22 protein-coding genes are annotated in these 24,911 nt (G+C 49.3%); 18 read left to right on the top strand and 4 right to left on the bottom strand.

The annotated features are described in order from the left end of the window. Positions 1-136: 136 nt before the first annotated feature. Positions 137-2,296, bottom strand: a complete 2,160-nt coding sequence (locus BUB94_RS10190) for a carbohydrate-binding domain-containing protein (protein ID WP_083538224.1) — start codon at positions 2,294-2,296, stop codon at positions 137-139. A gap of 362 nt (positions 2,297-2,658) precedes the next feature. Here BUB94_RS10190 and BUB94_RS10185 point away from each other — a divergent pair, with 362 nt between their 5' ends. The 6 genes from BUB94_RS10185 (at position 2,659) to BUB94_RS10160 (ending at position 9,776) form a co-directional block, all read left to right on the top strand. After that, entirely contained in the window at positions 2,659-4,068 is a 1,410-nt protein-coding gene (locus tag BUB94_RS10185) for a hypothetical protein (RefSeq protein WP_073236725.1), read from the top strand. Between the two features lie 6 nt (positions 4,069-4,074). Beyond that, positions 4,075-5,385, top strand: a complete 1,311-nt coding sequence (locus BUB94_RS10180; protein ID WP_073160004.1) for a U32 family peptidase — start codon at positions 4,075-4,077, stop codon at positions 5,383-5,385. Positions 5,386-5,407: 22 nt separating this feature from the next. Continuing rightward, positions 5,408-5,848 (top strand): hypothetical protein, encoded by a 441-nt coding sequence (locus tag BUB94_RS10175; RefSeq protein WP_073236721.1) that lies wholly within the window; start codon positions 5,408-5,410, stop codon positions 5,846-5,848. A 374-nt stretch (positions 5,849-6,222) separates the two neighbouring features. Then, positions 6,223-7,689: a DnaA ATPase domain-containing protein gene (locus BUB94_RS10170; RefSeq protein ID WP_073160008.1), complete on the top strand. Its 1,467-nt coding sequence runs from the start codon at positions 6,223-6,225 to the stop codon at positions 7,687-7,689. Positions 7,690-7,691: 2 nt separating this feature from the next. Continuing rightward, on the top strand, positions 7,692-8,570 hold the full coding sequence (locus BUB94_RS10165; RefSeq protein ID WP_073160010.1) for an NAD-dependent epimerase/dehydratase family protein: 879 nt from the start codon (positions 7,692-7,694) through the stop codon (positions 8,568-8,570). Positions 8,571-8,621: 51 nt separating this feature from the next. Beyond that, positions 8,622-9,776, top strand: coding sequence for a hypothetical protein (locus BUB94_RS10160; RefSeq protein WP_073236718.1), 1,155 nt, complete (start codon positions 8,622-8,624; stop codon positions 9,774-9,776). Position 9,777: 1 nt separating this feature from the next. Here BUB94_RS10160 and BUB94_RS10155 read toward each other — a convergent pair whose 3' ends face one another. Then, positions 9,778-12,090, bottom strand: coding sequence for a LysM peptidoglycan-binding domain-containing protein (locus BUB94_RS10155; protein ID WP_073236715.1), 2,313 nt, complete (start codon positions 12,088-12,090; stop codon positions 9,778-9,780). Positions 12,091-12,095: 5 nt separating this feature from the next. Further along, complete coding sequence (locus tag BUB94_RS10150) at positions 12,096-12,281, bottom strand: hypothetical protein (protein WP_139259148.1); 186 nt, start codon at positions 12,279-12,281, stop codon at positions 12,096-12,098. A 75-nt stretch (positions 12,282-12,356) separates the two neighbouring features. Between BUB94_RS10150 and BUB94_RS10145 the strand changes: the two genes are divergently transcribed. Beyond that, positions 12,357-14,483, top strand: a complete 2,127-nt coding sequence (locus BUB94_RS10145; RefSeq protein WP_073236711.1) for a thrombospondin type 3 repeat-containing protein — start codon at positions 12,357-12,359, stop codon at positions 14,481-14,483. 78 nt (positions 14,484-14,561) lie between these two features. Then, the gene (gene slyD / locus BUB94_RS10140; RefSeq protein ID WP_073160026.1) at positions 14,562-15,161 is read left to right on the top strand and encodes a peptidylprolyl isomerase; all 600 of its coding nucleotides are present in this window, start codon (positions 14,562-14,564) and stop codon (positions 15,159-15,161) included. A gap of 74 nt (positions 15,162-15,235) precedes the next feature. On the opposite strand, the gene BUB94_RS10135 is transcribed toward slyD, so the two are convergent. Then, positions 15,236-16,012, bottom strand: a complete 777-nt coding sequence (locus tag BUB94_RS10135; RefSeq protein WP_073236708.1) for a hypothetical protein — start codon at positions 16,010-16,012, stop codon at positions 15,236-15,238. A 114-nt stretch (positions 16,013-16,126) separates the two neighbouring features. Between BUB94_RS10135 and BUB94_RS10130 the strand changes: the two genes are divergently transcribed. The 10 genes from BUB94_RS10130 to BUB94_RS10090 all read left to right on the top strand — a co-directional run. Continuing rightward, positions 16,127-16,870, top strand: coding sequence for an ankyrin repeat domain-containing protein (locus BUB94_RS10130; RefSeq protein ID WP_073160030.1), 744 nt, complete (start codon positions 16,127-16,129; stop codon positions 16,868-16,870). Positions 16,871-17,068: 198 nt separating this feature from the next. After that, entirely contained in the window at positions 17,069-17,863 is a 795-nt protein-coding gene (locus BUB94_RS10125) for a DUF3450 family protein (protein ID WP_073160032.1), read from the top strand. Next, positions 17,863-19,368, top strand: coding sequence for a MotA/TolQ/ExbB proton channel family protein (locus tag BUB94_RS10120; protein WP_083538223.1), 1,506 nt, complete (start codon positions 17,863-17,865; stop codon positions 19,366-19,368). The genes BUB94_RS10125 and BUB94_RS10120 overlap by 1 nt, the downstream gene beginning before the upstream one ends. 12 nt (positions 19,369-19,380) lie before the next feature. After that, positions 19,381-20,139 carry a MotA/TolQ/ExbB proton channel family protein gene (locus BUB94_RS10115; RefSeq protein ID WP_083538222.1) on the top strand — a complete coding sequence of 253 codons (759 nt, stop codon included), beginning with the start codon at positions 19,381-19,383 and terminating at the stop codon, positions 20,137-20,139. 2 nt (positions 20,140-20,141) lie between these two features. Then, positions 20,142-20,546 (top strand): ExbD/TolR family protein, encoded by a 405-nt coding sequence (locus BUB94_RS10110; RefSeq protein WP_073160035.1) that lies wholly within the window; start codon positions 20,142-20,144, stop codon positions 20,544-20,546. Between the two features lie 212 nt (positions 20,547-20,758). After that, on the top strand, positions 20,759-21,388 hold the full coding sequence (locus BUB94_RS10105) for an energy transducer TonB (RefSeq protein ID WP_088658719.1): 630 nt from the start codon (positions 20,759-20,761) through the stop codon (positions 21,386-21,388). A 28-nt stretch (positions 21,389-21,416) separates the two neighbouring features. Further along, positions 21,417-22,388, top strand: a complete 972-nt coding sequence (locus tag BUB94_RS10100; RefSeq protein ID WP_254793716.1) for a tetratricopeptide repeat protein — start codon at positions 21,417-21,419, stop codon at positions 22,386-22,388. A gap of 132 nt (positions 22,389-22,520) precedes the next feature. Further along, positions 22,521-23,684: a hypothetical protein gene (locus tag BUB94_RS10095; RefSeq protein ID WP_073236704.1), complete on the top strand. Its 1,164-nt coding sequence runs from the start codon at positions 22,521-22,523 to the stop codon at positions 23,682-23,684. 11 nt (positions 23,685-23,695) lie between these two features. Continuing rightward, a complete protein-coding gene (locus BUB94_RS16840; RefSeq protein ID WP_170932284.1) occupies positions 23,696-23,857 on the top strand; it encodes a hypothetical protein in 162 nt (53 codons plus the stop codon). Positions 23,858-24,354: 497 nt separating this feature from the next. Next, positions 24,355-24,911, top strand: a 557-nt coding sequence (locus BUB94_RS10090; RefSeq protein WP_139260198.1) for an Rpn family recombination-promoting nuclease/putative transposase, incomplete at its 3' end; no start/stop codon positions are given.

The following is a 24,911-nucleotide window of genomic DNA, read 5'->3' as shown; positions in this document are numbered from 1 at the left end:
TAAAAGCCGGTGTTTTTTTTGTTTTCCTCAGGGGTAAACTGCGCGGAATTTGATTGCTGGGGGAGGTGTGCGCTGCTTTTGGAAAAGGACCCTCCGACGAATCGGAAGGTCCTTTGGGGGTTAGGAGGGTAATTTCTTAGTTGTAGTAGACGGTGCTTCCGTTGGGGAAGGTGACGTTCTTGCTATAACTGTTGATGTTGCTTATGGTAGAAACCTGGCTGGTGCCTTGGATGTAGCTGCCGGAAGTAGTGGGCTTGAAAGCGATGCTGGAGTTACCGTAGTAGCCGTTGGTGTTGAAGCTTACGTTGTAGCTGGTGCCCGCCTCGGACTTGCTTTTGCTGAAGCCGAGAAGTGTCTTTGTGGTGAGTGTTGCTGTGCCGTCAGAGTCGAAGGAACCGCCCATGCCACCGCTAATCTGGCATTCTACCACCACGACGCCGCCGGAAATGGTCAGTTCGCCGTTGGAGTCGATGCCGTCGGTATCACCGGAACCTGTCTTTACGTAGTGTACGCCACCGGTTACAGTAAGGTGTCCGCTGGAACTGCCCATGCCGCCCATGCCTCCGCCGAATCCACCGGGACGATTGCCCCAGTTGTTGCCGCCAGTCTGCGTGCTGTTGCCGGAACCGTCATTGCCACCAGCTGCATTCCAGCCGTCATCGGAACCGTAAACGTCAGTAACGCCTCCGCTGATGGTGATGTACCAGGCTTCAAGGCCTTCGTAGGAATCCTTTACATAGACGGTACCGTTTGTGATGCGTAGAGTGGAGTCTGCATGGACACCGTCATTTCCCTTTGCGGTAATCGTTGTAAATCCGCCGTTGAAGTCGATATTCAGATTGCTGTGTACTCCGTCGTCGCCGGAAGTTATCGTGTTTTCGCCGCCGTTGATGTAGACGTGGTTCTCGGAAACGATGCCTTTGCCCGTGGAATTCACCTTGATGGAAGGAACCGAGACACTATCGGAAATCATCACATAGTTGAAGGCCTGAATGCCGTCATCACCGGCCTTGATAATGTTGATGGAGCCGCCCTTGATGCTTACGATGCCCTTGCCTTCGGTAATAGTGGTATCGCTTCCGTTGACGGTGCATTCGTCACTCTTGATGCCGTCGCCGGAAGTGGCTGTGATGGTGATGTTGCCTTTTTCAACATCTACGAGGCCCTTGCCCTTGATGCCGTTGTTCTTGGCGGTGACATTGATGATGGTTTCGCCGCGGAAGCGGAGATCGTTGGAGCTCTGGATGCCGTTATTGTAGTTGCCGGTGACGTTCAAGGTGCCGGTTCCCTTGAAGGTCATATCGTCCTTGGAGTAGATGGCTGCGTTTGTAGTGTCTGTTTTGGTAACGCCGCTGTTATTGACGTAAGTGTGTGCCTTAGTGCGGGTGCTTCCGTCGCTCAGAGTGTTTACGGTTTCACTTTTTGCAACCACGAAAGTCTTGCTGGCCTGTTGCACGTAAATGGGAGCGTCTGCGGTGTTTTCGAGTGTGAGACCGCGAAGGTTCAGGTAGACTCCGGAATCTGCCTTGGGGGAGTTGACGCGGATCTGGGCGTCGGCTCCCTTGTAGCTACCGCTAAATTCATATTCGCCGGCGCAGGTGATTTCTACTTCGCCTCCGTTTACAGTAACGCAGCCGTTGTCATTTGTGAGGGTTGCGCCAGATGTAGCGTAGGTAATGGTGGGGGAGTTCCCGTTGGAGGCGGATTCGTAGCTGCCGCTAGAAACGGCTATGCCTGTAGAAGAGGAGCTGGCGGCCCCAACCGGATTTTCTGCGACGCTTGTGCTGGAAGCGGGAGTGTCCGTACCCTCAATGGGGTTCGTGTCGGTAGAAGGGGTGCCGGCCGTGGGTTGGGTCAAGATAATCTTGTTGCAGTTGGCGTCGTACATGTAGGTGCTGCCATCTGCGCTAGAAATGACAGTGTTGATGGCGACGGTTCCGTCAACGGGATCGACGCATACATTGGTCGCCGGAATATCGGGACTGGGATTTTCAATGGACGGATCGCCAGAAGGAGTGGTTTGTGTTGCATCTCCGATGGTGGCGTTGGTGGTGTTTCCTGCGGCGTCTACAAAATATTGCAGCTGGTTGTTTGCATCGAAGCAATAGGTCGTGTTGCTGGTTTCATCAAACAGAGAAATCAAATCACCGCACAGGCTCTGTGTGCCGGCTTCGATTCCGCCCTGACCCAGTACTTCTGCAGTGTTTGCATCGACGGAACTGTCTGAACAGCCGCCCATTAGACCGAAAGAGAGGCTTGCGAAAGCCGAAATACCCAAAAACTTCCTTGATGTCATAATAGCCCTTTGAATTGAGTTTTCCTTACACTGCCTTGAAAGATATGTTTTGATTGAATTGTCTAGATGAAATAAAATGATGAATTTTATGGTAAGCCTACTATTAAATGGGATGAATAGTTCCAGGTGGAACAAAAATGACCGAAATCGTGTTAACGTACTGGTCCCCTAGAAAAGCAGGACGAAAAAAACTAAATTTATGGTCCACGATTCTTGAAAAATCAACATCTATGAAACATTATTTCTTGAAACCCATTTGTCTTTGGGCCATTTGTTGTAGCCTAGTTGTTTCAGCTTTTGCTGCATCTCCTGTCGTAGCTCCTGAAAACGTTCGCAATTTGCGGTTGCTAGAAAATTCACCCATGCTGTTTGAATTGCATCAGGTGACAACAGGGGAGGGGCGTCAGTTCTTCTCTTACCCGCGTCGCGATACCACCTTCCGCAAGAATTTCCTGAAGACCGAAGGCAATGCTCTTCTGGGTTATGATAACGTCCACGGCGGATCCATTTTAGGAAAGGGACGTAGTGCTGATCGTGCCCAACCGAGAATTGCCTTGGCCGTTTCACTGGTGGGTGGCCTGGATTATCGCGGTGGTGAGGCCTTGGGTGATACCGTTTGGCCCAGCATTGATGGTGGAATCTATCTGCGGGGTTTTGCGGATTCTGTTGATTTTGTTCTTGATGCCCGCATTTATGATGAAGGCCATTCTGCATCCAATCCGAAATCTTTTGACGGCGAATTCCTGGAAGTTCAGAAAGAGGAGAACAACTCCGGTATCGAATATACAAGCTATGCCCGCTACAGAACACACTTCGCCTTTAATCATGACTGGTTCAGGTTGGATTTAGGTCGAGATGTCTTGCACTGGGGCCCCGGCTATTACAATAACTTGTCCTTAAATCAGTTTGCGCTCCCGTACAACATGTTGACCATGGATTTGACCTTTGGTCCGTTGCGTGTTGTTTCTTTCTATGCCGATCTTCGTATCTACTCCAGTATGAGTATGAAGAATAAGGATGAAAGCCGCAACCTGTTTGGACATCGTTACGAACTTGCTGTAGGGAACGGCACTTTCGGCATCAGTGAACTGCAGATGCTGTACGATAATATGAAGCCTTGGCTCTTTGTTCCTACGGCTCCGCTGTTCATGGAAAAGGGCAACTACTCCGAAGACAGCAATAATGGTTCCTTGTCCTTTGATTTCAACTATCGTCTCTTTAGGTCAGTCCGTCTGTATACGGAATTCTTCCTGGATGATATGGAAAGCCCGGTAAGCCTGGTCAAGAACGACAATATCGAGGCCAAGTGGGCTTGGATGGCAGGCCTTCAGGGTGCTCATGACTTTGTTATAAAGGGACATCTTCTGGAAGCTGGTACCATTGCGGAATACGCCCGCATCGAACCTTACGTCTATTCTCATTTCCACAAGAACACGGCCCAGTTAGCTCATCTTGGTCGCCCCATTGGCAATCAGAACGGCCCTAACAGTCAGACTATTGACTGGACTGTTTATGGTCGATTGGACCACCGCATTTTCGCTTCCCTCCGTAATACCTGGTATTGGAAGGGAACGGACTATGGTAGTGCTTTGAATGATACCACGCCTCGTGTGGACCATATGAAAATTCACAAGGATTTCCTGAATGGTGCCAAGATGGAATATTCCCTGACGCCGTCTGTAAGCTACGAAGGCGAACGCCTGTTCTATCTGGCCGAAATAACTTTGTTCAACGATGAAAAAGTCTACCTCCGCGGTGGATTTAAGTGGTAAACTCCTATGATCAAGCCTGAACTCCTTGCCCCTGCCGGGGACCTGACCCGAATGAAGTATGCCTTTGCCTATGGTGCCGACGCCGTATACGCTGGGCAGCCCGCTTTCTCTCTGCGTGCTCGTGAAAATGGTTTTAAGAATCTGGATGATCTGGCAGAAGGTATTGAATACGCTCATAAGCTGGGCAAGAAATTCTACCTGACCAGTAACGTTATTGCCCGCAATACCAAGGTGGAGGCTTTCCAGAACGCTCTTCTGGCCGCAATCGACAAGGGCCCCGATGCGCTTATCGTTGCCGATGCCGGTATTATCGGTTGGCTTCGCCAGGTGCGCCCCAACGTAGAAGTTCATGTGTCTGTACAGGCCAACACCACGAACTACATTACGGCAAAATTTTGGCATGATTTGGGTTGTACCCGCGTGATTCTGAGCCGCGAACTTCGCCTGCCCGAAGTCCTTGAAATCAAGGAAAAGAATCCGGGGCTTGAACTGGAAGTGTTCGTGCATGGTGCTGTATGCATGTCCATGTCTGGCCGTTGCATGCTGTCTAACTGGGTGACTCATCGTGACGCTAATCAGGGTGCCTGTGACAACTCCTGCCGCATGCCTTACCGCCTATATGCCAATGAAGGTCCTCAGGTGGAAGATTACCGCGAACATGAAGGCAATTTCACCTTGCAGCGTACAGACCGCCCGGAACTGGATCCCATCGCTCTGGATGAGGATACCTGGGGTACCTATTTCATGAGCAGCCGTGATCTTTGCGCCATGGATGTGATTCCCGAATTGATGAAGAACAATCTGGAATCTTTCAAGATTGAGGGCCGAACCAAGTCTGTCTATTATCTGAGTCAGGTGGTTCGCGCCTACCGTCTTGCCATTGACGCCTGCTATGCCCAGGCCCAGGCCGGTCAGGAAATGAGTATTCCCGATGTGGCTCGCGAGGCGATTTCCTTCCTGGACGGTCGTGGTTTTATGACGGGTTTCATGAAGGGACCGCTGCCCCAGAACTATGAATCGACCCATCTGGACGCCGATGCCGGTTGTGTGGCTGCCCAGGTTCTTGATTATGATCCTGATACCCGTTCCTGCCGCGTCAATGTGAAAAATCCGTTTACGATGGATGATTCCCTGTTGTTGATGACCCCCTCTGAAATGGCCCCCTGTGAAGTGGTTTCCATGAATGATTTTAGGGGAGGCGCTGCCGACCGTCTGAATCCGGGAACTGAGGGAAGAATCTTCTTACCGGAAGGTGTAAAAATTTCTTCTGAAAATGCTAAATTCTGCTTTTTTGTGAAGAAATTCCCCAATAAATAGGAATATTTGATAAATTTAAAGCATGGCCGTAGACGAAGCTACCAAAAAACAGGACGAGCTAGAGCTTTATCAAATTGATGATAAGGCTATTGTTCCGTTTTTTGCCAGCCACCTGGATGAACTGAAAAAATTCATCCAGGAACATAAGGATCAGCATCTTTCCCTGCTGGAACTACTAAAGCAGTTCATCAGGACTTATAAGCTTCCCTTTAATATGCAGCGTTATATGGCCGTGCAGACCACCTATATCAGGCAGACTCTGCAAGAGAAAATGCTTGACCGTCAGGTTGCCGTAAGCCATTGGATTCAGGAACATGCCGGCAAGCACCGCAATCGTATGATTCAGCTCCAGTGCCTGTATCTGGATCGCATTAAGGACCGCCTTCTGCCTGAAATCGAGGCCATGCTGGAACACCGGATCGAGACTCTTCAGTCTAAAATGGACCGCCACGAAGAACAATAGTTCTAACTCGTTGAGTTTCAAGGAATTCCGTAAAAAATGGCGAAATCTGCTTAAAAAGGGCAGGTTATTTTTTTATATGCTTTAAGATTAGATGTTTTTTGCTCCCTTGGAAAGGGCGTTTTTTTTGTCAAGAGATAGTTCAAAATTTTTCTGTTGATAAGTTGTGTTTTTTAGTGTGGTGCAGTTTTGATTGATGCGTGATTAATTGAGTGCGTAAATTGGATAGAACGGTGGATTTTGAGGTAAAAATTTTTTTTTGCCTTTTTTGATTGAAAAAACGCGTTTTATAAGAAAAATTTATGGTAAGGGCTCAATCCTGGAGCCCTTTACTTAACTTTAGACCACGTTTGTAGTTTTTCTTACTTTGGTTTTGCGTGTCGAATACTGTTTCTATTTTTGATGTTGTTGAGTCGCCCTGGAAGTCTGTGCTGGACTTGGTGCGTCAAGAATGCAACGACTATTTTGGGCTTACTATTCTCGATGCAGTCGGGTTTGATGGGGTGCGCGATGGCTATGCACTTCTGACCGTTCCTGACGAACTGCGCGAAAACTGGATCAATACCCATTACGGCGACATTCTTCGTAAGGCTTTCAGGTCTGTATTCGGCACAGAATTTGTTGATTACCGTATTCGTCAGGTGGCACCCACGGCTCCCGTTCCCGAAATGAGTTTTTCGGCCCCGGTGCCTCCGCGTCCTGTTATTGCCCGCCCCAAAAAGGTTGTAAAACGTAGACCTAAGCTAAATCTTTATGCGGCCTATACCTTTGAGAATTTTATTGAAGGTGAAAGTAATTCGACCGCCTATAAGGCTTGCAAATCTGTTTCCGAGAATCCTGGCGACCCTGCCTTGAATCCGCTGTTTGTATATGGCGATTCTGGCCTTGGTAAAACACATCTTTTGCAGTCCATTGCCGCAAGTATTCAGAAGAATCGTCCCGAGGCAAGGATTGTTTACTGCCACGCCTATGATTTCTTGCGTGATGCGACAGCAACGGCCAATGCTCTGAAAAAGAAAACGGGAAACGTGCGTGAGCTGGCCGAAGCCTTTCAGGATAAGTACGAAAATTGCGATATCCTCCTGCTGGATGATGTCCAGCTACTTGAAAGGGGTATTCGGTCCCAGGAACGCCTTGCGATCCTGATTCGTCATCTTCGTGCAGTGGGTAAGCAGGTTGTCCTTTCCTGCGATTGCCATCCGTCAAAGTTTACCATCGCAGATACCAAGGAAGATGCAAAGAAATGCGTTTCCTCGGGAATCCGCTGTATATCCACTAAGCTTTTGGCTCCCATTGAATCTTGTGTCGCCGTAGGAATTGATGAACCTGATCTGCAGACAAGAATGCGACTTATCCAGAAGATGGGTGTTTCTGTTCCCTTTGCAGATCGAGACAGGGAAGAAATCTATAGATTCCTCTCTATTCCGCGTCGTCAGAATGTTCGTGTACTTGAAGGTATGCTTCATTGGCTTGGCGCCATGAACCGTTTCTGTCAGGAAAATCTGGATTTGAATGCGGTACGTCGCTTGACTGCACCTAACGATTCCTCTGCTCGTGAGGCGTTGACCTTGAAGAGCATTGCCGAAACGGTGGCTTTTGAATTTGAAACGGACTTGATTTCCTTGGGGAGCAAGCGCCAGGATGCTGGCATTGCCTTGCCCCGTAAGGTGGCCATGTTCCTTTGCCGTGAAATGACGACGGAATCTCTCCAGAATATTGGGGCAACTTTCAACCGTGACTACGCCACAGTTATCGCCGCCATCCAGTCTTTGAAAAAGCAGATGGGTATCGATGAAAACCTTGCCCGCAAGGTTCAAGATATCCGGTATTTGCTGGAAGCCTAGCAATGCTTGCTTTGGTGACGGGGGGTGCTGGCGTCGTAGGGAAGGCGCTATGTCGGGAACTCATGGCACAGAATGTGTGTGTGCGTGTCTTGACTCTTCCGGGCGATACTTTGGCTAGTTCGTTGCCGAAGGAAGTTGAAGTTTTTTATGGGGATGTTACTAAACCCGAAACCATGAGAGCAGCCTTTGATGGGGTAGACGTGGTTTACCACCTGGCGGCAATACTTCTTTCTACAAAAGCGGGTGCCTTTGACTTTGTGAATTTTCAGGGGACCAAGAACGTTGTTGACGCGGCTCTTGAAGCAAAGGTTAAACGTTTTCTGTATGTTTCCAGTATATCCGTTACTTATCCTATACTGACTGCTTATGGACAAAGTAAATTAAAAGGGGAGTCCTATGTAAAGGCCGCAGGGGAACACGGCTTGCGTTGGACCATTGTGCGTCCTACCCTTGTAATCGGAGATGGTGGCGGAATTGAATACAATATGTTTGCCGCCTATGTAAAACGTTTCCCTGTTTATTTTTTACCGGGGGGCGGAAAGTCCTTGAAGCGTCCGGTCCGGAGCGTTGACCTTGTAAAGGGTATCGTGGCGGCTGGTCTTTCGGAATATACTCGTGGCAAGACTTACGCTTTGGCTGGCTCCACTCCCATATCCATGGCTCAAATGGCTAAAAAAATATTGGCTGCCGCTGGCAAGCGACATTTGATGATTCCCATTCCCTGGTGGATTGCCCGAAAGGTGGCTGTACTGAAAAGCTGGATTGGGGGCCGTCCCGTAACGGCAGAACAGGCTCTGGCTGGCTTTCTTTATGATGCTGTTCCCGAAATTGACTCCGCACGCCGCGATTTGGGGTATAATCCGGGAAACCCCTTTGCATAATGTAAATTTTTAGTTTATATTCTTTGTTGAAAAGAAAATTGAGGTTTTTCAATGAAGAAATTATCCGTCTTTGCTGCTGCAGCAGCCATGTCTCTTGCCTTTACTGCCTGTGGCGGTGATAGCAGCTCTTCCAATGTTGAACGTGAAGAAGATTCCTCCAGCAGCGTCGAAGAATCTTCCTCCTCTGTAGCAGAAGAATCCTCCTCTTCCGCAAAGGAAGAAAAGGGTGACCTGCCTAAGGGCGCACGTGTTGCCACTCTGGAAGACCTGGAAAAGAATTATTCTCTTCCCCTGTTTGGTACAGATCTTTACTTGGCTACAGGCTCCAAGCTGGGTGTGTTCTCCTTGTGGATTCCCGATACCGCATGGGTGGCTTTCCGCTCTGATTTCAAGGACGGTGTCCTGGAATTTTCTGAAGAAGGCAAGAACGGCAGCTTCCTGGGTGCTGATTTCGCCGTTGCCGATTCCCTGCAGAAATTGTTCAAGAAGGGTGCTACTATTAAGCTCATCGTGAACAGCGAAGACCAGCTTCAGTATTCCCTGAACGGTAGCAAGTATGCCGACCTGAAAACGGCTAAGGTTAAAATTTCTGAAAACGTGATTTCCGATGGTAGCAAGTTGAAAGGCTTGACCTTGGAATGCAAACAGGAAAAGTCAACTGTTAAGTATTCCTTCTACGAAGGCCGCTACGTTGCTGAATCCGGTGATGAATGGGAAGCTGGTTACTATGATATCCAGCGCAGCAAGTTGTTGATGCTTCCGACCTTTATCGAAAAGGATTCCTATTTGCCGCTGGTGACCATGACTGTGGGTACCGACTATACTATGGATGACGCCACTGGTGGTCAGCAGACTTGTAAGTCTTCCAGCAACAAGTATGAAGCTATTAATCACGAGAAGATTGCTGGCGAATGGGTTGCCGACAAGGACGGTTATGACTGGACCTTGACGTTGAAGGATTCCGGCAAGTACAGTGTCGACTCCAAGAAGGGCAACACCACCGTTCTTAACAATTCCGGTGTCTGGGATGTTTATGGCAATGTGCTTCTGATCAAGAATACCGCTTGTAGCGAACCTGAAAAATGCCTGACTGGCATTAAGGGGGTCGTTAGCGGTTTCGATGCCAAGAAGGGCTTCAACTTGGATCACTCCAATACTGAAGAACCGTCCATGCCGACTGTATGGACCATGCCTCAGTATGAGTAATCTAGCGCTTGATTTTTAAGCGGTCGCCTGCACGTACCTTGGTGTCGTTGAGGTTATTCCATTTGACGATATCTTCGATGGTAACCTTGTACTGGCGGGCGATGTCCCAAAGGCTTTCGCCTTTCTGAACTTCATGAATGCGGTCATCTTCTTCGGATGGCTGCATTTCTTTTTTGGGTGCCGCAGGAACCTTAAGCTTTTGTCCCACGTCGATAACCGTGTTGGCGCCCATGTCGTTGAGTTCCTGGATTCTTTGTACCGTGGTCGAGAACTTTCTGGAAATGGCGGTAAGGTTATCCCCAGGTCTGACTGTATAGACTGTCAGCTTTTCTGCGGAATTAGACTTTCGTTCGCTCTTGTATTCGGCGCTCTTGGCCTGCTTTGCCGGTTTGGAAGGCGTGTGCTTGAATTCGGGAATCACGATGGAATCGCCGACGGCAAGACGCTTCTTGAATCCGTTGTTGGCCTGCAGAAGCAAAAGCACGGGAACTTCGTAGGACTTGGCGATGGCGGCATAGGTGTCTCCCGACTTTGCCACGTACTTTTCACCCTTGGCCAGCTTCGGACGTTCAACAGGAGTGGTGGCAACTGCGGCGGTCGGTTTCAATTCGGGCTTCGAAACGAAAACAGTGTCGCCTGCATTTACGAAAGAGGCGGCGTCCATGGAATTCCAGGCGCGGAGGTTTTCCTGGGAGGTTCCGAACTTGCGGGCGATCGAGGCCAGATTGTCGCCGGGCTGGACCACGTAAGTGCGGACTTTTTCAGGCTTCTTTCTGGCAGAAGAGGCCGACTTGGGCTTCGGCGTAATCCTGATGGGAATGAGCAAGGACTGTCCCGCCCTGATGCGGGTGTTCTTCATGTCGTTGGCTTGCTGCAGTTCTGAAACCTTGATGCCGTACATCCTGGCGATAGAACCCAGATTCTCGCCTCGCTTAACCTTGTGGTGGTGCCAGCTGGAGAAGTTGTTTTTCTCCATCTTGTCATAGCCGTCAACGAAGGCCGCTCTTGTACCGACAGGCAGACGCAACAGGTAGGAGTCCTTGTTGGGGGGCGTGCACCATTTTACCAGTTCCATGTTAAGGCTGCGGAGGGTGTCTTCCTTGACCTTCAGAAGGTTTGCAACTTCTTCGAGAGGGAATGAATCGAAAACGGTTACCGTATCAAAGTCCGGCTGACGTTGCGGTTCCACGATCATATCGTACTGTTCGGGGAAGTGACCGACCACCATGGCTGCAAGAATACGGGGAACATAGCGCATGGTTTCCTTGGGAAGGTCCAACTCCCAGTAAGTGACGGCAAGGCTGGAATCTCTAGTGGAGTCTGCCTTCATTTCCTTGACCAGTCTGCGGACACGGCCTTCACCGCAGTTGTAGGCGGCCATGGCCAACAGCCAGTCGCCGAATTCATCGTGCAGTCGCTTAAGATATTTGAGGGCCGCCTTTGTCGCCTTTTCCGGGTTGCGGCGCATGTCTACCCAGTAGTCTACTTCAAGACCATAGCGCTTGCCGGTTTCGGGAATGAACTGCCACATGCCAGATGCCTTGGCGCGGCTGTAGGCTTTAACCTTGAATCCAGATTCCACCAGGGAAAGGTAGATCAAGTCCCGCGGCATTTGGGCTGCATCCAGCTGGGCGTAGATCAGGGAATCGTAGGCGGTCTTTCTGTTCAGGGAGCCGGACATGAAGGACCGGGCCTGGTTGGTCATGTAGTAGATTTCCTGCATGACGCGGTCGTTGAATTCCACCGGCAGGGAGAACTGTTTTAGGTCAACGGTATCCAAAAAACTTTCAATGACTTGCAGAGCGGCGCTGTCGGCCTGGTTTTCGTCAAGATCGTCAATGCCTTCAATTGAAACTTCGTTCCTTACGAAATTTTCGGCGCTTTCTCCCATTTCGGCAACGTTGGGGTACACTTCATCAAGTGCCGAGACGATGCGCTGTGGCATGGTGGCTCTATAGAGGGAGTCTTCCTGGAACGAAATATTCTTGTAGGTGGAATCGTACTTTTCAGAAACGAGCTGCCTAAGGGATTCGTCCAGGTAATGTCTTGCCAAAAGCCACTCCTGATTTTCCATAGCCTGCAATGCGTACTGGTAGTACGTCCATGAAGGCCTCGAGGCGATAGCGTCGGAAACTTTTTCCTTGAGAGCCTGTTCCGTATAGGAATCATTCGTGGTATCTGCCGTCGTTTGCGGAGTCGGTTCCACTATAGGAGTTACCGGTGCGGGCTTAGAGGCGCAGCCTGTGAGGGTAAGGACTGCTAATGCAGAAAGTGTGCTTGCTAAAGAAATCTTATGGCGAAAAAATTTTTTCATCTTGCTTAACGAAGTACACGGTCAACTCCGAACCAGATGACGCCTGCCATGACAAAGGCGGCTATGATTTGGAGGATGATGATAATTTTATTTACAAAATAGGCTTTTTGTGATTTGCGGTGCCAGGAAGGGTAGACATTCCGATCTTCACTTTCAATCTGTTCTTCGTTTTGTTTTTGAGTATCGTTCATTTCGGGGAGAAATATACTCATTTAAAAAGGAGGCCTCGTGAGCGTTTCCAAAAATTTTTAACTTCTAGGGGTCTTATGAGAAAACTCCTGCTCCTCATTGCAGTTTGCGTGTCCTGTGCACTGGCTCAGATTGGCTTGGCCCAGTCTGAAAGCGGTCTGCACGCCCCTTCTGCCATGACACTTGGCCAGGGATACCTTTTTGTCTCAGGCAGTTTTGAAATGGTCAGTAATGGTGAAACTGCCAGCATGGAAGGGTACTATACCGCAGACGGTAAACAGGTTGACCTTGGCAGGAATACTCCGTCAAACGACGAGAATTTGTTTGTTTCGTTTGGTGTCCTGGATAATCTGGATTTGTCCTTTTCTGTACCGTTCCACTACGACGGGGACATTCCCGGTGATGATTTTAATGGACTTGGACTGGGTGACATTCAGGTTGCTGGCAAAATTTCGTTCCCTTTATCTGACTGGATTTATCTTGGCCTAGGGAGTGAAATCATCGCGCCTACCGGTATTGAAAATAAAGGCTTTAGACCGAGACATCGGTGGTATATAGAACGTGACGGTTCGTCTTATGCGTATACGGCGGGCAACTGGGTTGTGGGGGCGAATGCCTACTTGACGATTGTCGGTGGAGAGTTTGTTACCTTTAACAGCTATGCCGCTCTTTTAAAAGAAGTGGGTGCTGACGAAACGTTTGTCCTGTGGGGCGGCGGTTTCAATATTTTCCCAGAAAAAATGCTAACCTTGATTTTGGAAATGTCCGGCGAGAGCCCCATACGTTCTTCCCATGTGCATCGCAGTGTGCTGAACAGTCCGTTCCGCTTTACTCCTGCCCTCAAGTTGCATTTGCCTCATGACGCCTTCCTGACAGTATTCGCCGACGTAGGCCTCAATTACTTCCGTTCCGACGATCTTGATAATGGATTGCCAGTTCATCTTGAAAATTCTTCTTCGGATATAGACTTTACCATATCGGGTAGCCCTACGGTTTCAATGGGCATAACCTTGAGCAAGACTTTTGATTTTAGCTGGCATGATGACGATGGTGACGGGGTCATAGACCGTAAGGACCTGTGCCCTAATACAGGCCGTAATCAGGTTGTGAACGCTCGTGGTTGCCCTGTGGATGAAGACCGCGATGGTGTGCTGAACATCGTGGATATGTGCCCTGGAACGCCTCTCGGTGTAATCGTCGGTCGAGACGGTTGCCCTCTGGACTTTGACCACGACGGAGTGCCGGACTACTTGGATAAATGCCTTGGCACGAAAAAGGGATTTGCTGTGGATTCCACAGGATGTATGCTGGATACCGATGGCGATGGAATCGATGATAACAACGATAAATGCCCTAATACCATTCCCGGTGATCCTGTAGACAGTACAGGTTGTCCTTTGGATCAGGACCATGACGGCATTCCCAATGACGTTGATAAATGCCCTGACACACCCTCCGATGTTTCGATTGACTTGATGGGTTGCCCCTTGGATTTTGATCAGGATGGCGTGCCCGATGGATATGACCGCTGCCCTAATTCCCTGTCGGGTGAAATTGTAGACCAGTTCGGCTGCCCCAATGATGCTGATAAGGATGGTGTTCCCGATACGAGAGATTTATGCCCCGATACTCAGGAAGGTGTGGCTGTCAATAGCGATGGCTGCCGCGTGGATTCCGATGACGATGGCGTCTTTGACGAAGAAGACAAGTGCCCGAGAACTCCGGCTGGTGCACCAGTAGATTCGCTGGGTTGTGCCATCGATTCAGACCATGACGGCATCCCCGACTGGATGGACTATTGCCCGGGAACTCTTGCCAAGGTGGCGGTGGATATTGAAGGCTGTCCCATGAATGCCCGCTTGAACTTCAATTCCATGGCTCAGAGGATCAAGTTCAAACATGGGGACACGACGTTGGTCCACTCTAGCTACACAGCCCTGAGCGACGTGATTGCCGCAATGCGCAAGCATCCCATGATGCTAGAAATCCAGTGCAGTGCCAGCGATGTTAGCCCTGACCGTGCCCAGGAACTGTCCGAAGCTCGAGCCCGTTCCATATTCAATTTCCTTGAGATGAAGGGTATCAGTGAAGACCGTCTAACCTATAAGGGGTATGGAAGCAAGCTTCCGCCGACTCAGACGCAGAAGAATGGAAGTTCCGCCCTGATTCGGCTTGTTCCGGTCTTGATGAAGACTGAACCCTAAAAATTTTCTATATTAGGCCAAACGTACTAGAACAAGACGGGCTTGCGAGAATGCAGCTCGATTAAATAAAGGATTTTTATGAAGATTGCTGACAAGACCGTTGTCCTGATGCACTACACTCTTACTTCTGACGAAGGTCAGGTGATTGACTCTTCCGCTGGCCGCGACCCGCTGCAGTACATCCAGGGTGCCCATATGATCGTTGTTGGTCTCGAAAAGGCCATGGTCGGTCATGAAGTTGGCGACAAGTTCGACGTCAAGGTGATCCCCTCCGAAGGTTACGGCGAATATGACGAACGTATGACTCAGGAAGTTCCCGTTAGCGTTTTCCAGGGTGTCGACAAGGTTGAAGCCGGTATGCAGTTCTATGCCCAGACTCCGGCAGGTCCCATGCCCATTCGCGTCAAGTCCGTCAATGGCGACAAGGCTGTTATCGATGCTAACCACGAACTGGCCGGCAAGAACCTGAACTTCGCTATCGAAGTGGTCGAAGTCCGCGAAGCTACCGAAGAAGAACTGAAGCCTTTTGAACCGCATCAGTGCCATTGCGGTAAGGGTGAAAACTGCTGCCATGGCGAAGATCCTGACTGCGAATGCCACGGCGAAGGCCACAAGGAAAACTGTGATGGCAAGGGCGGTTGCGGCTGCAAGCATCACGATGAACATCATAACGGCTAATTTTTAAAGTTAGCGTTTAGAAAAAGGCGTCTGGTTTGAACCAGGCGCCTTTTCTGTCTGACTACCCCAAAAAATTAGAATAGGGTAATGCCAAAACTGAGGAACGGCTGGAAGTTTGAATTCAATTCCAGCTTGAATTCGTCACCGCTCTTGTCTTTGGAAGTCTTTCTTTCGAAGTTAGTGTGGAATGTTTCGTAGCTGTTCTTGAGACCGGTAGAGATGTAGGCCCCATGCCATGCGATTCGGAGGCCGGCGCCATAGGCGTAGCCGTAGAGTACCGGAGACAGGAACTGGGTATTGTCAGAGAAGAAGGTCTTACCGAATATACCTGCTCCAAATAGATAGGGCTTGAACATGAACTGGTAATTGTAGCTTGCGATAAGAGGGTAGGCCAGGTCAAATCCCAACTGGAAGAGGGCTGTGTGGATCTGATGTCGGCCGTCGATGTCGGACTTGCTGATGGGGGAGTCTCCGAAATAGTCTTCGTAAAGTGCCTCGAAATCCTTCATAACCTTGTCCCTGTTTGCAGGGTGGTGGCTGACGCCAAGGAACTGGTATCCTGCCATGACGTAGATGTCGAACCATCCGGTAATGGGGAGGGTTCCCGAAGCTCCGTATATGTATGAATTGTCTACTGAAATATTGTATTTCTGGTTGTGGACTTTGTAGGTGTAATCCACGTTGCCCATGCTGACGTTGCTGAATTCAATGTAAGGGCCGAATGATCCTCGGTCTTCATATTCATGGATATCGCTCCTTTCAGCCGCCGCCATGGAATTATCAATGACGATTCGGTCGGCAAAGGCAAGGGTAAGGGAACAAAGGCTCAACGTTATAATCTTTCTAAACATGAAACAAAAATTAATTTTTTTCGTGTAAATTGAAATTTTTCGTGAATTATTTGTGAAAAAAGTGTATTTTTTCGGTCATAAAAAGCAAAAACCTCTATTTGGAGCTGTAATATTATGAACAAGAAGATTTTGGGTGCCCTTTGCGCTGCCAGTTTGATGTTTTCTTTGACGGCTTGTGACGATAAGATGGATCCTAACGATCCGGCTTCCGTCCGTAAGTATCTGACTAAGCAGCAGATTGCCTTTACCCCGAACCAGTTTGTCTCCTTCGCTGTTAATGGCGATACCGCTAAGATGACCTTGTTCCTCCAGGCATCTTTCGAAATCGACCAGCCCGCCGACAACGGCAACAACGCTGTTGCTATCGCTGCCAACAAGGGTAACATGGTTGTTCTGGACTACCTCTTTGCCCATGGTGCAAAGGCTGACGTCCGCAACGGTAACGGCGAAGCTGTTATCGACAACGCTGTCATGATGGGCAACAAGGAAGTTGTTTCCCGCCTCCTCACTCAGCTGAAGGCCGAAGGCGCTGATCCCCAGACTCTGGGTACCGCAGTTCTCCTGGCCGCTAAGGCTGGTAAGGTCGACATGCTGGAAATCCTCGCCAACGCCGGTGCTTCCCTGGAAACCCGTAGCGCCGATGGTTATATGCCCATCCACTGGACTGTCAAGAACGGTCAGTATGACGCTATGATGTTCCTCATTGGTAAGGGTGTTGACGTGAACGCCAAGTGCGGTCAGGGCTACTCTGTTCTGGACTGGGCAACCAACGAAGGTTACACCCGTCTGATCAAGGCTCTGAAGAAGGCTGGCGCCAAGAATACTCCGCAGTACTTCAAGGATTCCAAGGGCAAGTAAGATTTGAGGGGTGAATTCCCCTGGAATAGTCGAAAATTCGAAAAAATCCGCAGTTTTTCTGCGGATTTTTTTGCGTTTAGGGGAGTAGACCGCCTGATTTTCTGCCTATCGGGGTGAAGTTTGTTCTTAATTGCTTATAATTCCGTTTTTTTTGAGAATTTCTGCATTTTACGCAATGGTTCTTTGTATTTTTAGGTTATGAAGTTCTCTTTACTGACCAAGTTGTGTCTATGCTTGTGCTTGACTGGCGTTTTTGCCGGTGCCCAAGAAACGGTTGAAAGCGTCCGTCGTCAGATTAAGGCGGTGGAAGCAGAAACTGCCCGCGAAAAATCCATGCACGATGCCGAAAAGAAGCGCCACGCCGAATTTGTGGAAGTTGGTCGCAAGAAAGTTCAGGCTCTTGCTACCCAGAATAAGACCTTGAAGGCCGAAATCGATTCCCTCAAGGCCGAAATCAAGAATTTGGCTGAAGCACGCCAGAAGACCGCCGGTACCATCAAGTACTTTGAAAACCGCAAGGCCAAATACAATGAATCCCTGGCTAAGGTTATCGATTCACTGGTTCCCGTGTTTGAGTCCGATTTCCCGTACCGCAACGAGGAAACGGTCACCAGCATTAAGGAAATCGCCAATCAGCTTCATAAGAGCCTGATCGAGGCTGACGATGGCCTCAACCGCACCCTGGAAGTTTTCTATGACCGAATCCGCCTTGGGTACACCACCGAAGTGTGGAACGGGTTCCTGCAGGTGGATGCACGCAACGTTGCCGGCAAGTTCATGCGTTATGGTGCCGTGGCTGCCATCTTTGTGAGCAACGACGGTAACGACGTTCTTTGGTTGACCCGCACCGATAAGGGTGCCTATAAGTGGAAGAATGTTTCTGACGACCTGGCCATGCGTACCGTCCTGAAGGACGTGATGAAGGTGGCCGAGGGCAAGACTGCTCCCCGTCTGGTTACAATCCCTGTATTTATTCCCGCGGAGGCTAAGTAATGAAGTTCTTTAACCTTCGTAAGTTGATTGCCCCTGTGGCTGTTGCCGCTGTTCTCTGTGCCGCTCCCGCAATGGCTCAGAAGGGCGGAGAATCCATTGATGCTGTAAAGCAGCGTGCTGAACTGAACAGCGCCAAGGCTGACTTGGAAGAAGCCCGCAAGAAACGCGACATGGCCGTGGCCGCCCGTTGGAAGGACCGCGAAACCGCCAATCAGGAACGTGAACTTTTTAACGAGAAGTATCAGGAAAACAAGGAAAAGGTTGACGCTCTCATGAGCGAACGCGCCCGTCTTTTCGAAGATGTCCGCGTTGCCCGTGAAGACTTGGCTCAGGTAAAGCTCCAGGCTGAAAAGGCACGCGCCGAATACCTTTCTCTGGCTGCTGGTCCCGAACGTCTTGAGACGTTGGCTAAGTTCCAGGAACAGGGAATTCCCTTCAAGATTGCTGAACGCGTAGAAGTCCAGAACAAGGTGAAGAAGGAAATGGGTCTGTATCGCGATGATCCTCTCCGTATTGCCAAGTCTATCTTGAATGTGGCCAAGAACGAGATGGCCTTTACCCGCGAAGTGCAGGTGGAACAGGCCGAACTGGTGTTCGGTACCGCTGTGGCCCAGGGTTACCGCATGCGTCTGGGTGGCTTGTTTGCCATGCAGAAGTCTACTGCGGTCATGGATTCCGCCGGCAATAGCGCCTCTGCCTTGATGCTCCCTGTGGCTGGCGAAAAGAAACGCTCCTTCAGCTGGCAAGAAAATCTGACTCCCGAAACAAAGACTCAAGTTACAACTGCTTTTGGCAGTTACAAGGATTCCGCCCATGTTATGGTGCCGGTGGACGTGCTCCTGAGTACAGAACTGAGCAGTGAACTGGCTAACCACCAGGAAACCACCTGGAAGGATGAACTGAAGACTTTCTTCAAGAACGGTGGCATTTTGATGTACCCCATCGTGGCCATCTTCGGTCTGGGTCTGTTGATTGTGGCCTGGCGCCTGCTGTGGCTCTTGATCTTTGGCTTTGGCGGTCTTGGCGTTCGCCGAACCTTGAAAGCTTTGGATAAGGGAGACATCGAAGGGGCCCGCAAACATGTAAAGAAGGCCCATGGGGAAGTCGGAAAGGTACTGAAAACCGTTCTTAACAAGGAATATGGTGGCCGCGCTGCTGCAGAAAAGGCCTTGGAAGGCGTATTCTCCGCAGACGTTCCCAAGATTGAATCTGGACTTACCTGGGTTTCCGTGTTTGCGGCGACGGCTCCGCTCCTTGGTTTGTTGGGTACCGTGATGGGTATGATCGAATTGTTTGATGTCATTACCATGCATGGCACTTCCGACCCCAAGCTTTTGGCTGGCGGTATTTCCATTGCCCTTGTGACGACGGAAGCTGGCCTTATTGTGGCTATTCCGCTGCAGCTTCTGCATACCTTCCTGGCTAACCGAGCCGACGCTCTTCGTGGTCGTATGGAAAAGGCTGGCTTGGCTGTATTGAATGCCCTTTGGATTAAAGAAAAGTAATTCGCGGTTGTTATGGATCCCATAGTGATTGCTGGCGTAGATCAGAATTCCGTCTTGGAAGCGGCTTTCGGCATCCTCTTTAGAGGGGGCTGGGTCCTGGCACCGATTTTTGTGCTGGGATGGTTTGGCTGGTTTCTGATGCTGGAACGCTATGGCTACTATTTTATGCTCCGCGGAAAGTCCCAGTCTTCTTTCTGGCGGTTGCTGAAGAAGAAGGGGGAGGACGCCGCCTTTGCGAAACTCCGCAAGCGCCCCTACGGTTACTTTTTGGCCTTGGCCGAAGACGTACGCAACCATCATCATGAAGGTCCTGTGGCGGTACGTAATGCTATGGAAGCTACTCGCCATCGCATTTCGCTGAACTTGGCGAAGTCTTTGAAGACCATTTCTACCTGCGCCGCTATTGCGCCTATGCTTGGCCTGTTGGGTACGGTTAGCGGCATGGTCCATACTTTTGAAACCATCCAGCTTTTTGGTTTTGGAAATCCGGTGCTTCTGGCTGACGGCATTTCCGAAGCCCTGCTTACGACCCAGGCCGGGCTCCTGGTGGCTTTCCCCCTGATGCTTGCCTACAACTACTTGGCAAGCCGAGTAGAAAAAGTGGAAGATGAAGCCTGGAGCGAAGCCCTGAAATTTGAAGCTTATGTGTTTGATTCCGAACGTGGTCTTGATGCTTCTTTAGTGTGTCATCCTGACTCCTCTTCAGAGAGCCAGCCTGTGTCCCCTTCAGAGAGTCATTCTGAGCGTAGCGAAGAATCCAGTGAGGTATAAAAATGAGTTTTATTCGTAAACGTAATCGCGACGCTGGCGGCATCGATGTCTCTCCCATGCTGGACATGGTGTTCATCTTGTTGATCTTCTTTATTGTGACTTCCACTTTTACCCGCGAAACCGGTGTGGACGTTACCAAGCCCAAGGCCAGTTCCGCCAAGGATCTTGCCAAGGAAAGTATTCTTGTGGGCGTTACCCGCCAGGGAACCATTCACATTAACGAAACCCAGGTGAATCTTTCTACCCTGCAGACCGTGCTCCGTCAGATGATGGCCGAGGCTCCGGATCGTCCGGTGATTATCGTTAGCGACCGTGACGCACCCAATGGCGTGGTGGTGGATATTTTGGATGAATGTAATATTGCCAAGGTCCGCAAAGTCTCCATTTCAGCAAATAAGGAAGAGTGAGCGATTGGCAATTAACAGTGAACAGTGAATAGTGAAGGGGGCTGCGAGAGAGGTGTCATTCTGAGCGAAACGAAGAATCTGGAAGCTTAGATATGAATTATGAGACATGATTGAGTGTGTCATTCTGAGCGAAACGAAGTGGAGTCGAAGAATCTAACAATTTGGAGTCTAAAAGTAGAATTTATATGAAAAACTTTTCGTTCACAGATTTTATGGTCAAGTATTTCCGCTTTCCGGCGGCATTCGTGCTTTCCTTTGTGGTGAGTGCGGTGTTCTTCTTGGCTGTTCCTGTGATCAACGCATTGTTCTTCGATAAGGGCGTTAAGGCCGAAAAGGAACTGGAAGCCGTTACCGAGGTGGAAGTCCTTGTTAGCGAAAAGAAGCCCGAAGTTCAGAAAAAGGTTTTACGTACTGTTGTGAATCCCAACCCCTTCAAGATCTCTTCCAATATGGGAATGGCCCGCAGTCAGAACTTCTCTATGGATTTGTCCCTGGCTCGTGGTGCTGCAGGCGATGGTGTTGCCGTTGGTACTGGCGGCATGGAAAATGTTGTTTATGAAGCTGGCGAAGTGGACGAACAGGCCAGTGTATTGCGTGAAGTGCAGCCTAAGTTCCCTGCAAAGGCCAAGCGCATGGGTGTTTCGGGTTACGTGAAGGTCTTGATTGTGATTGACGTTTACGGCGATGTAGCTCAGGCTCAGGTGTTGACCCAGGAACCTGCAGGTTATGGCTTTGATGTGGAAGCCTTGAATGCTGTTCGTCAGTGGAAGTTCAGTCCCGCTCAGTTAGGCGGATATCCCGTGGCCCAGAAGGCTACAAAGGAGTTCCGCTTTGTTAACTAGAGTGTGTCATTCTGAGTCAAAGAATCTAGTGCTTTCGCTCTTTGTCTGCATTCTTTTCTTGCTTTCTTCAACGGCATTTGCTGCCGACGATTACTTTTTCAAGGCAAACGAACTTTACGACCAGGGCAAGTACAAGGAATCTGTTCCACTGTATCGTGCAGCCATTGATGATGGCAAGTACGAACCTTTTGCCTGGTTCAATTTGGGTAACGCACTTGTTCAGCTGGGGCGCAAGGAAGTGGCCTTGGTGGCTTACCGCCGTACTGTGGAACTGCTGCCCAATTTCGAGAAAGCCTGGATGCTCATGGGCGACATCTATTACCTGGCTGGGGATGCGGGAGAGGCCATTGCTGCCTATAACCGCGCAGTGGAACTGGGTGTAGAATCGGACCATGTCCATTTTGCCTTGGCTGAATGTTATTTGAAGGGCCGCGATTGGACTCTTGCCCAGAAAAATTTTGAACGGGCTCTCCAGCTGAATCCGGATCGTATGGATGCCTGGTATGGCTTGGCCGAAGTCTATGAAAAGTTAGGCGATTATGAATACGCAATCAAGACTTTGCAGAATGCCTTACAGATGACCGCCACCGCTGGCGCAGATGTCCACTTTACCATGGCTTACTACTATCGTAGCATGGATTCCACCAAGAAGTCCTTGAACGAAATGGAAAACGGACTGCTGATGGATCCGGAAAATGTTTCTGCCCGCCGTTACCTGGCTCAGATGTACGTGAAGCAGGAATCCCCCTGGATGGCCATCTTTACCTTGGAAGAAGGTTTGCGCCATAAGAAAGGCGTCGCCGATTTGAATCTTGATCTAGGTCAGATTTACTTCAATCAGAAACGCTACGACGAAGCCTTCGAATGCTATATGAAGGCTTGGCTTGCAGGCAATTCCCAGGGACGCATCGGTGCCGAAAACGTGGGCCATGTGTTCTCTAACGAAGGCGATACTGAAAAGGCCGAAAGCCTGTACAAGCGCATCCGCGAAAAGAAATAGCCCCGTTGCTGGCTATCGTTGCAAAACTGCCTAAAAACACAACAAAAACTTACGAAATCTTTACAAAAAACTTGTCCTTTGACAAGGGTTTTCTAAATTTTTCAAAAATTTTTATTTATCAGGGAATAAAAAATGAAAAAATTGTTTGGTTTGGCCCTCATCGGGCTGATGGCAACAGGTACGGTGTCTGCTAAGGATACTACCATTGTCAGAAAGAATGTTGAATCATCCGATTCTTATGGTGCAATCACCGTTAAGACTATTTCTAGCACAACTTTTACGTACACGTGTAATTCTTCTTTTATCTCTACAAGTTGTGAAAAAGATACAACCAAATGGTCTAAAAAAAGCGAAAGCCCTAATGGTAATGAAAATGTTGCAACGATTGATGGTGATGGTGAAACCCGCCTGGACGCGATCAAGATTCCCGAGGATATCGCTGTAGCTTCCATTACCTATGACCGAAAGTTCACTTTGTATTTTGACAATCCTAGATATTCCACTGTAGTTTTCCCTTTTAGTTTCAAGACTAGCTGCATTGATAAAACTGAATATGGACAAAATCAGATTCCATTTAAGTTTTATAAAATTGTTAGCTATAACGGTTCTTCTTTTGTTGCTGCGGAAGAGACCACCGAAATTGCTGCTCATCAACCTTATATTGCAAAGCCCGTTCTTTCTCAAGGTTACGAGAACGGAATTCATTATGCTTATATGAGTTTTGCCAATAGTAATGGCTGCTCCTACACACTTAAAAAGAACTATGATGCTGAAACAGATAAATTTGTAGAAAGCAAGTATAGCTTTGATGCCGGTTCTTTGAATGGTACTTGGAATTTCATGGGAACATATGAAAAAATTCAATTTACTGCAGATACTAAGGCTGGCGTTTATGGCTTTGCTTCTGCAGAAAAAAAGGATGATCAGGGAAAAGTTGTTGTCAAAGCAGGCTCTTTTGTGAAGGCTGGTGACAATGCTTCCGTTCCGCCCATGCGTGCTTACTTAGTTTACAACAAAAATGGCTTCAACAAGGAAGGCAAGCCTTCTCCGGATGGCGAAACATCCGTCGCTTCCATCTCTGACGAAGATCTGCCGGAAGTCATTACTGTCAAGTTCATCGATAAGGACGAAAATGGCAACGAAGAAATCACCGCCATCGCTCAGATGAACACCCGCACCGGTGTAATTTCTACCGATAAGAACCTCTGGTTTGATCTCAAGGGCCGCAAACTGAACAAGAAGCCCACCGTCAAGGGAACCTACTACAACAACGGCCAGAAGGTCATCATCAAGTAAGGTGTCAAAAAATGTTTAAGAAAGAATATGTCGCTCCCAAGATGGACGTTGTAGAAATGAAAATCGAGACCGTTCTCATGGAGTCCGGTGGCACCGATGGTGGCCCCGAAGCCACTGAATACGATGGCGAATTCGGCTGCCTCTACAATCCTGAAATGGATAAAAAGGCTTAATTTATTTACAAATAGCCTCCTCAGTCACCCCGGATCCACCCGGGGTCTTTTTTTTCGTACATCATGCCGAACTTGTTTCGGCATCGACATTCCCGAACCAGAGCCTTCACCGCGTAAGCGATGTCTCTGAGTCGGCATTCCCATATCCCTGAGCTATACGAAACTCGCCACATCAGTGGCCTAGTTGAGTTGTCCTCTTTGAGGAGGTGTCGAAGGGCACCTCGGCAGGCTCGGTGACCTTGCGAAAGCCTCCTGTAAAATGCGTAAAAGTAGCCGACAAATTGCAAAGCACCGTTTCACGCAGATGACAGCGCTTCCGCAAAATGCAAAGCTCCGATTCACGCGGATGACAATCGCAAAGGCCGGGATGACAGCGCGTCTTTGTTCGTACTAAAAAATTTTACAATCATTTTTCAAAAAATCGGGATCCATTTTCCGCAAAAAAGCGTGTATAGGATTGGTGGCGATTTTGCCTTCCCGCAAAGGCTCTTTTCGAGATGGCGTCAAGGACTAACAAGAACCTGGCCGACATCCTCGCCGAAGTGGACCTGGATACCCTTGAAGAAATTCCCGAAGCGTTCGACGAGGTGGGCGAGCGGGGCGAAGCGGATCTCGCCTTCAAGGTGAAGGCCCTCGCCGGTGGTGAAATGCGTTTTGGCCTACTGCTTGAACACAAGTCCTCGCCAAGCAACGGGATCATGTCGCAGATTGGCCGTTACGCCATCAACGTGATGGTGGACAAGGGTAATGCTAAATATCCTTGGCTGCCTACGAAGGCTATCGTTGTTTATAACGGAACTGACCCCTGGGACCCTCTCGCTCAGTACAGGAACATTCACGCCATGTACAACGGACGCGTTCCGCACTTTGAGTTCGCTTTCGTGAACCTGGCGGAACTTGACGATGAGATATGCCTTGCCCACGACAATGCCGAGGCTGCCATTGGTGCGATTACCATGAAGTATGCTTTCGACATGGCAAAGTACGAGTCCTTGCTGCCGGAAATCGAGAAAAAATTGCGTGTATTGCCCAGCAGCGAAAGTGCTTGCCTTGT

This window comes from Fibrobacter sp. UWH9 (assembly GCF_900129715.1).
Taxonomy (GTDB): Bacteria; Fibrobacterota; Fibrobacteria; order Fibrobacterales; family Fibrobacteraceae; genus Fibrobacter.
The sequence above is the reverse complement of the archived record's forward strand: the minus strand, read 5'-3'. Positions and strand labels throughout refer to the sequence as shown.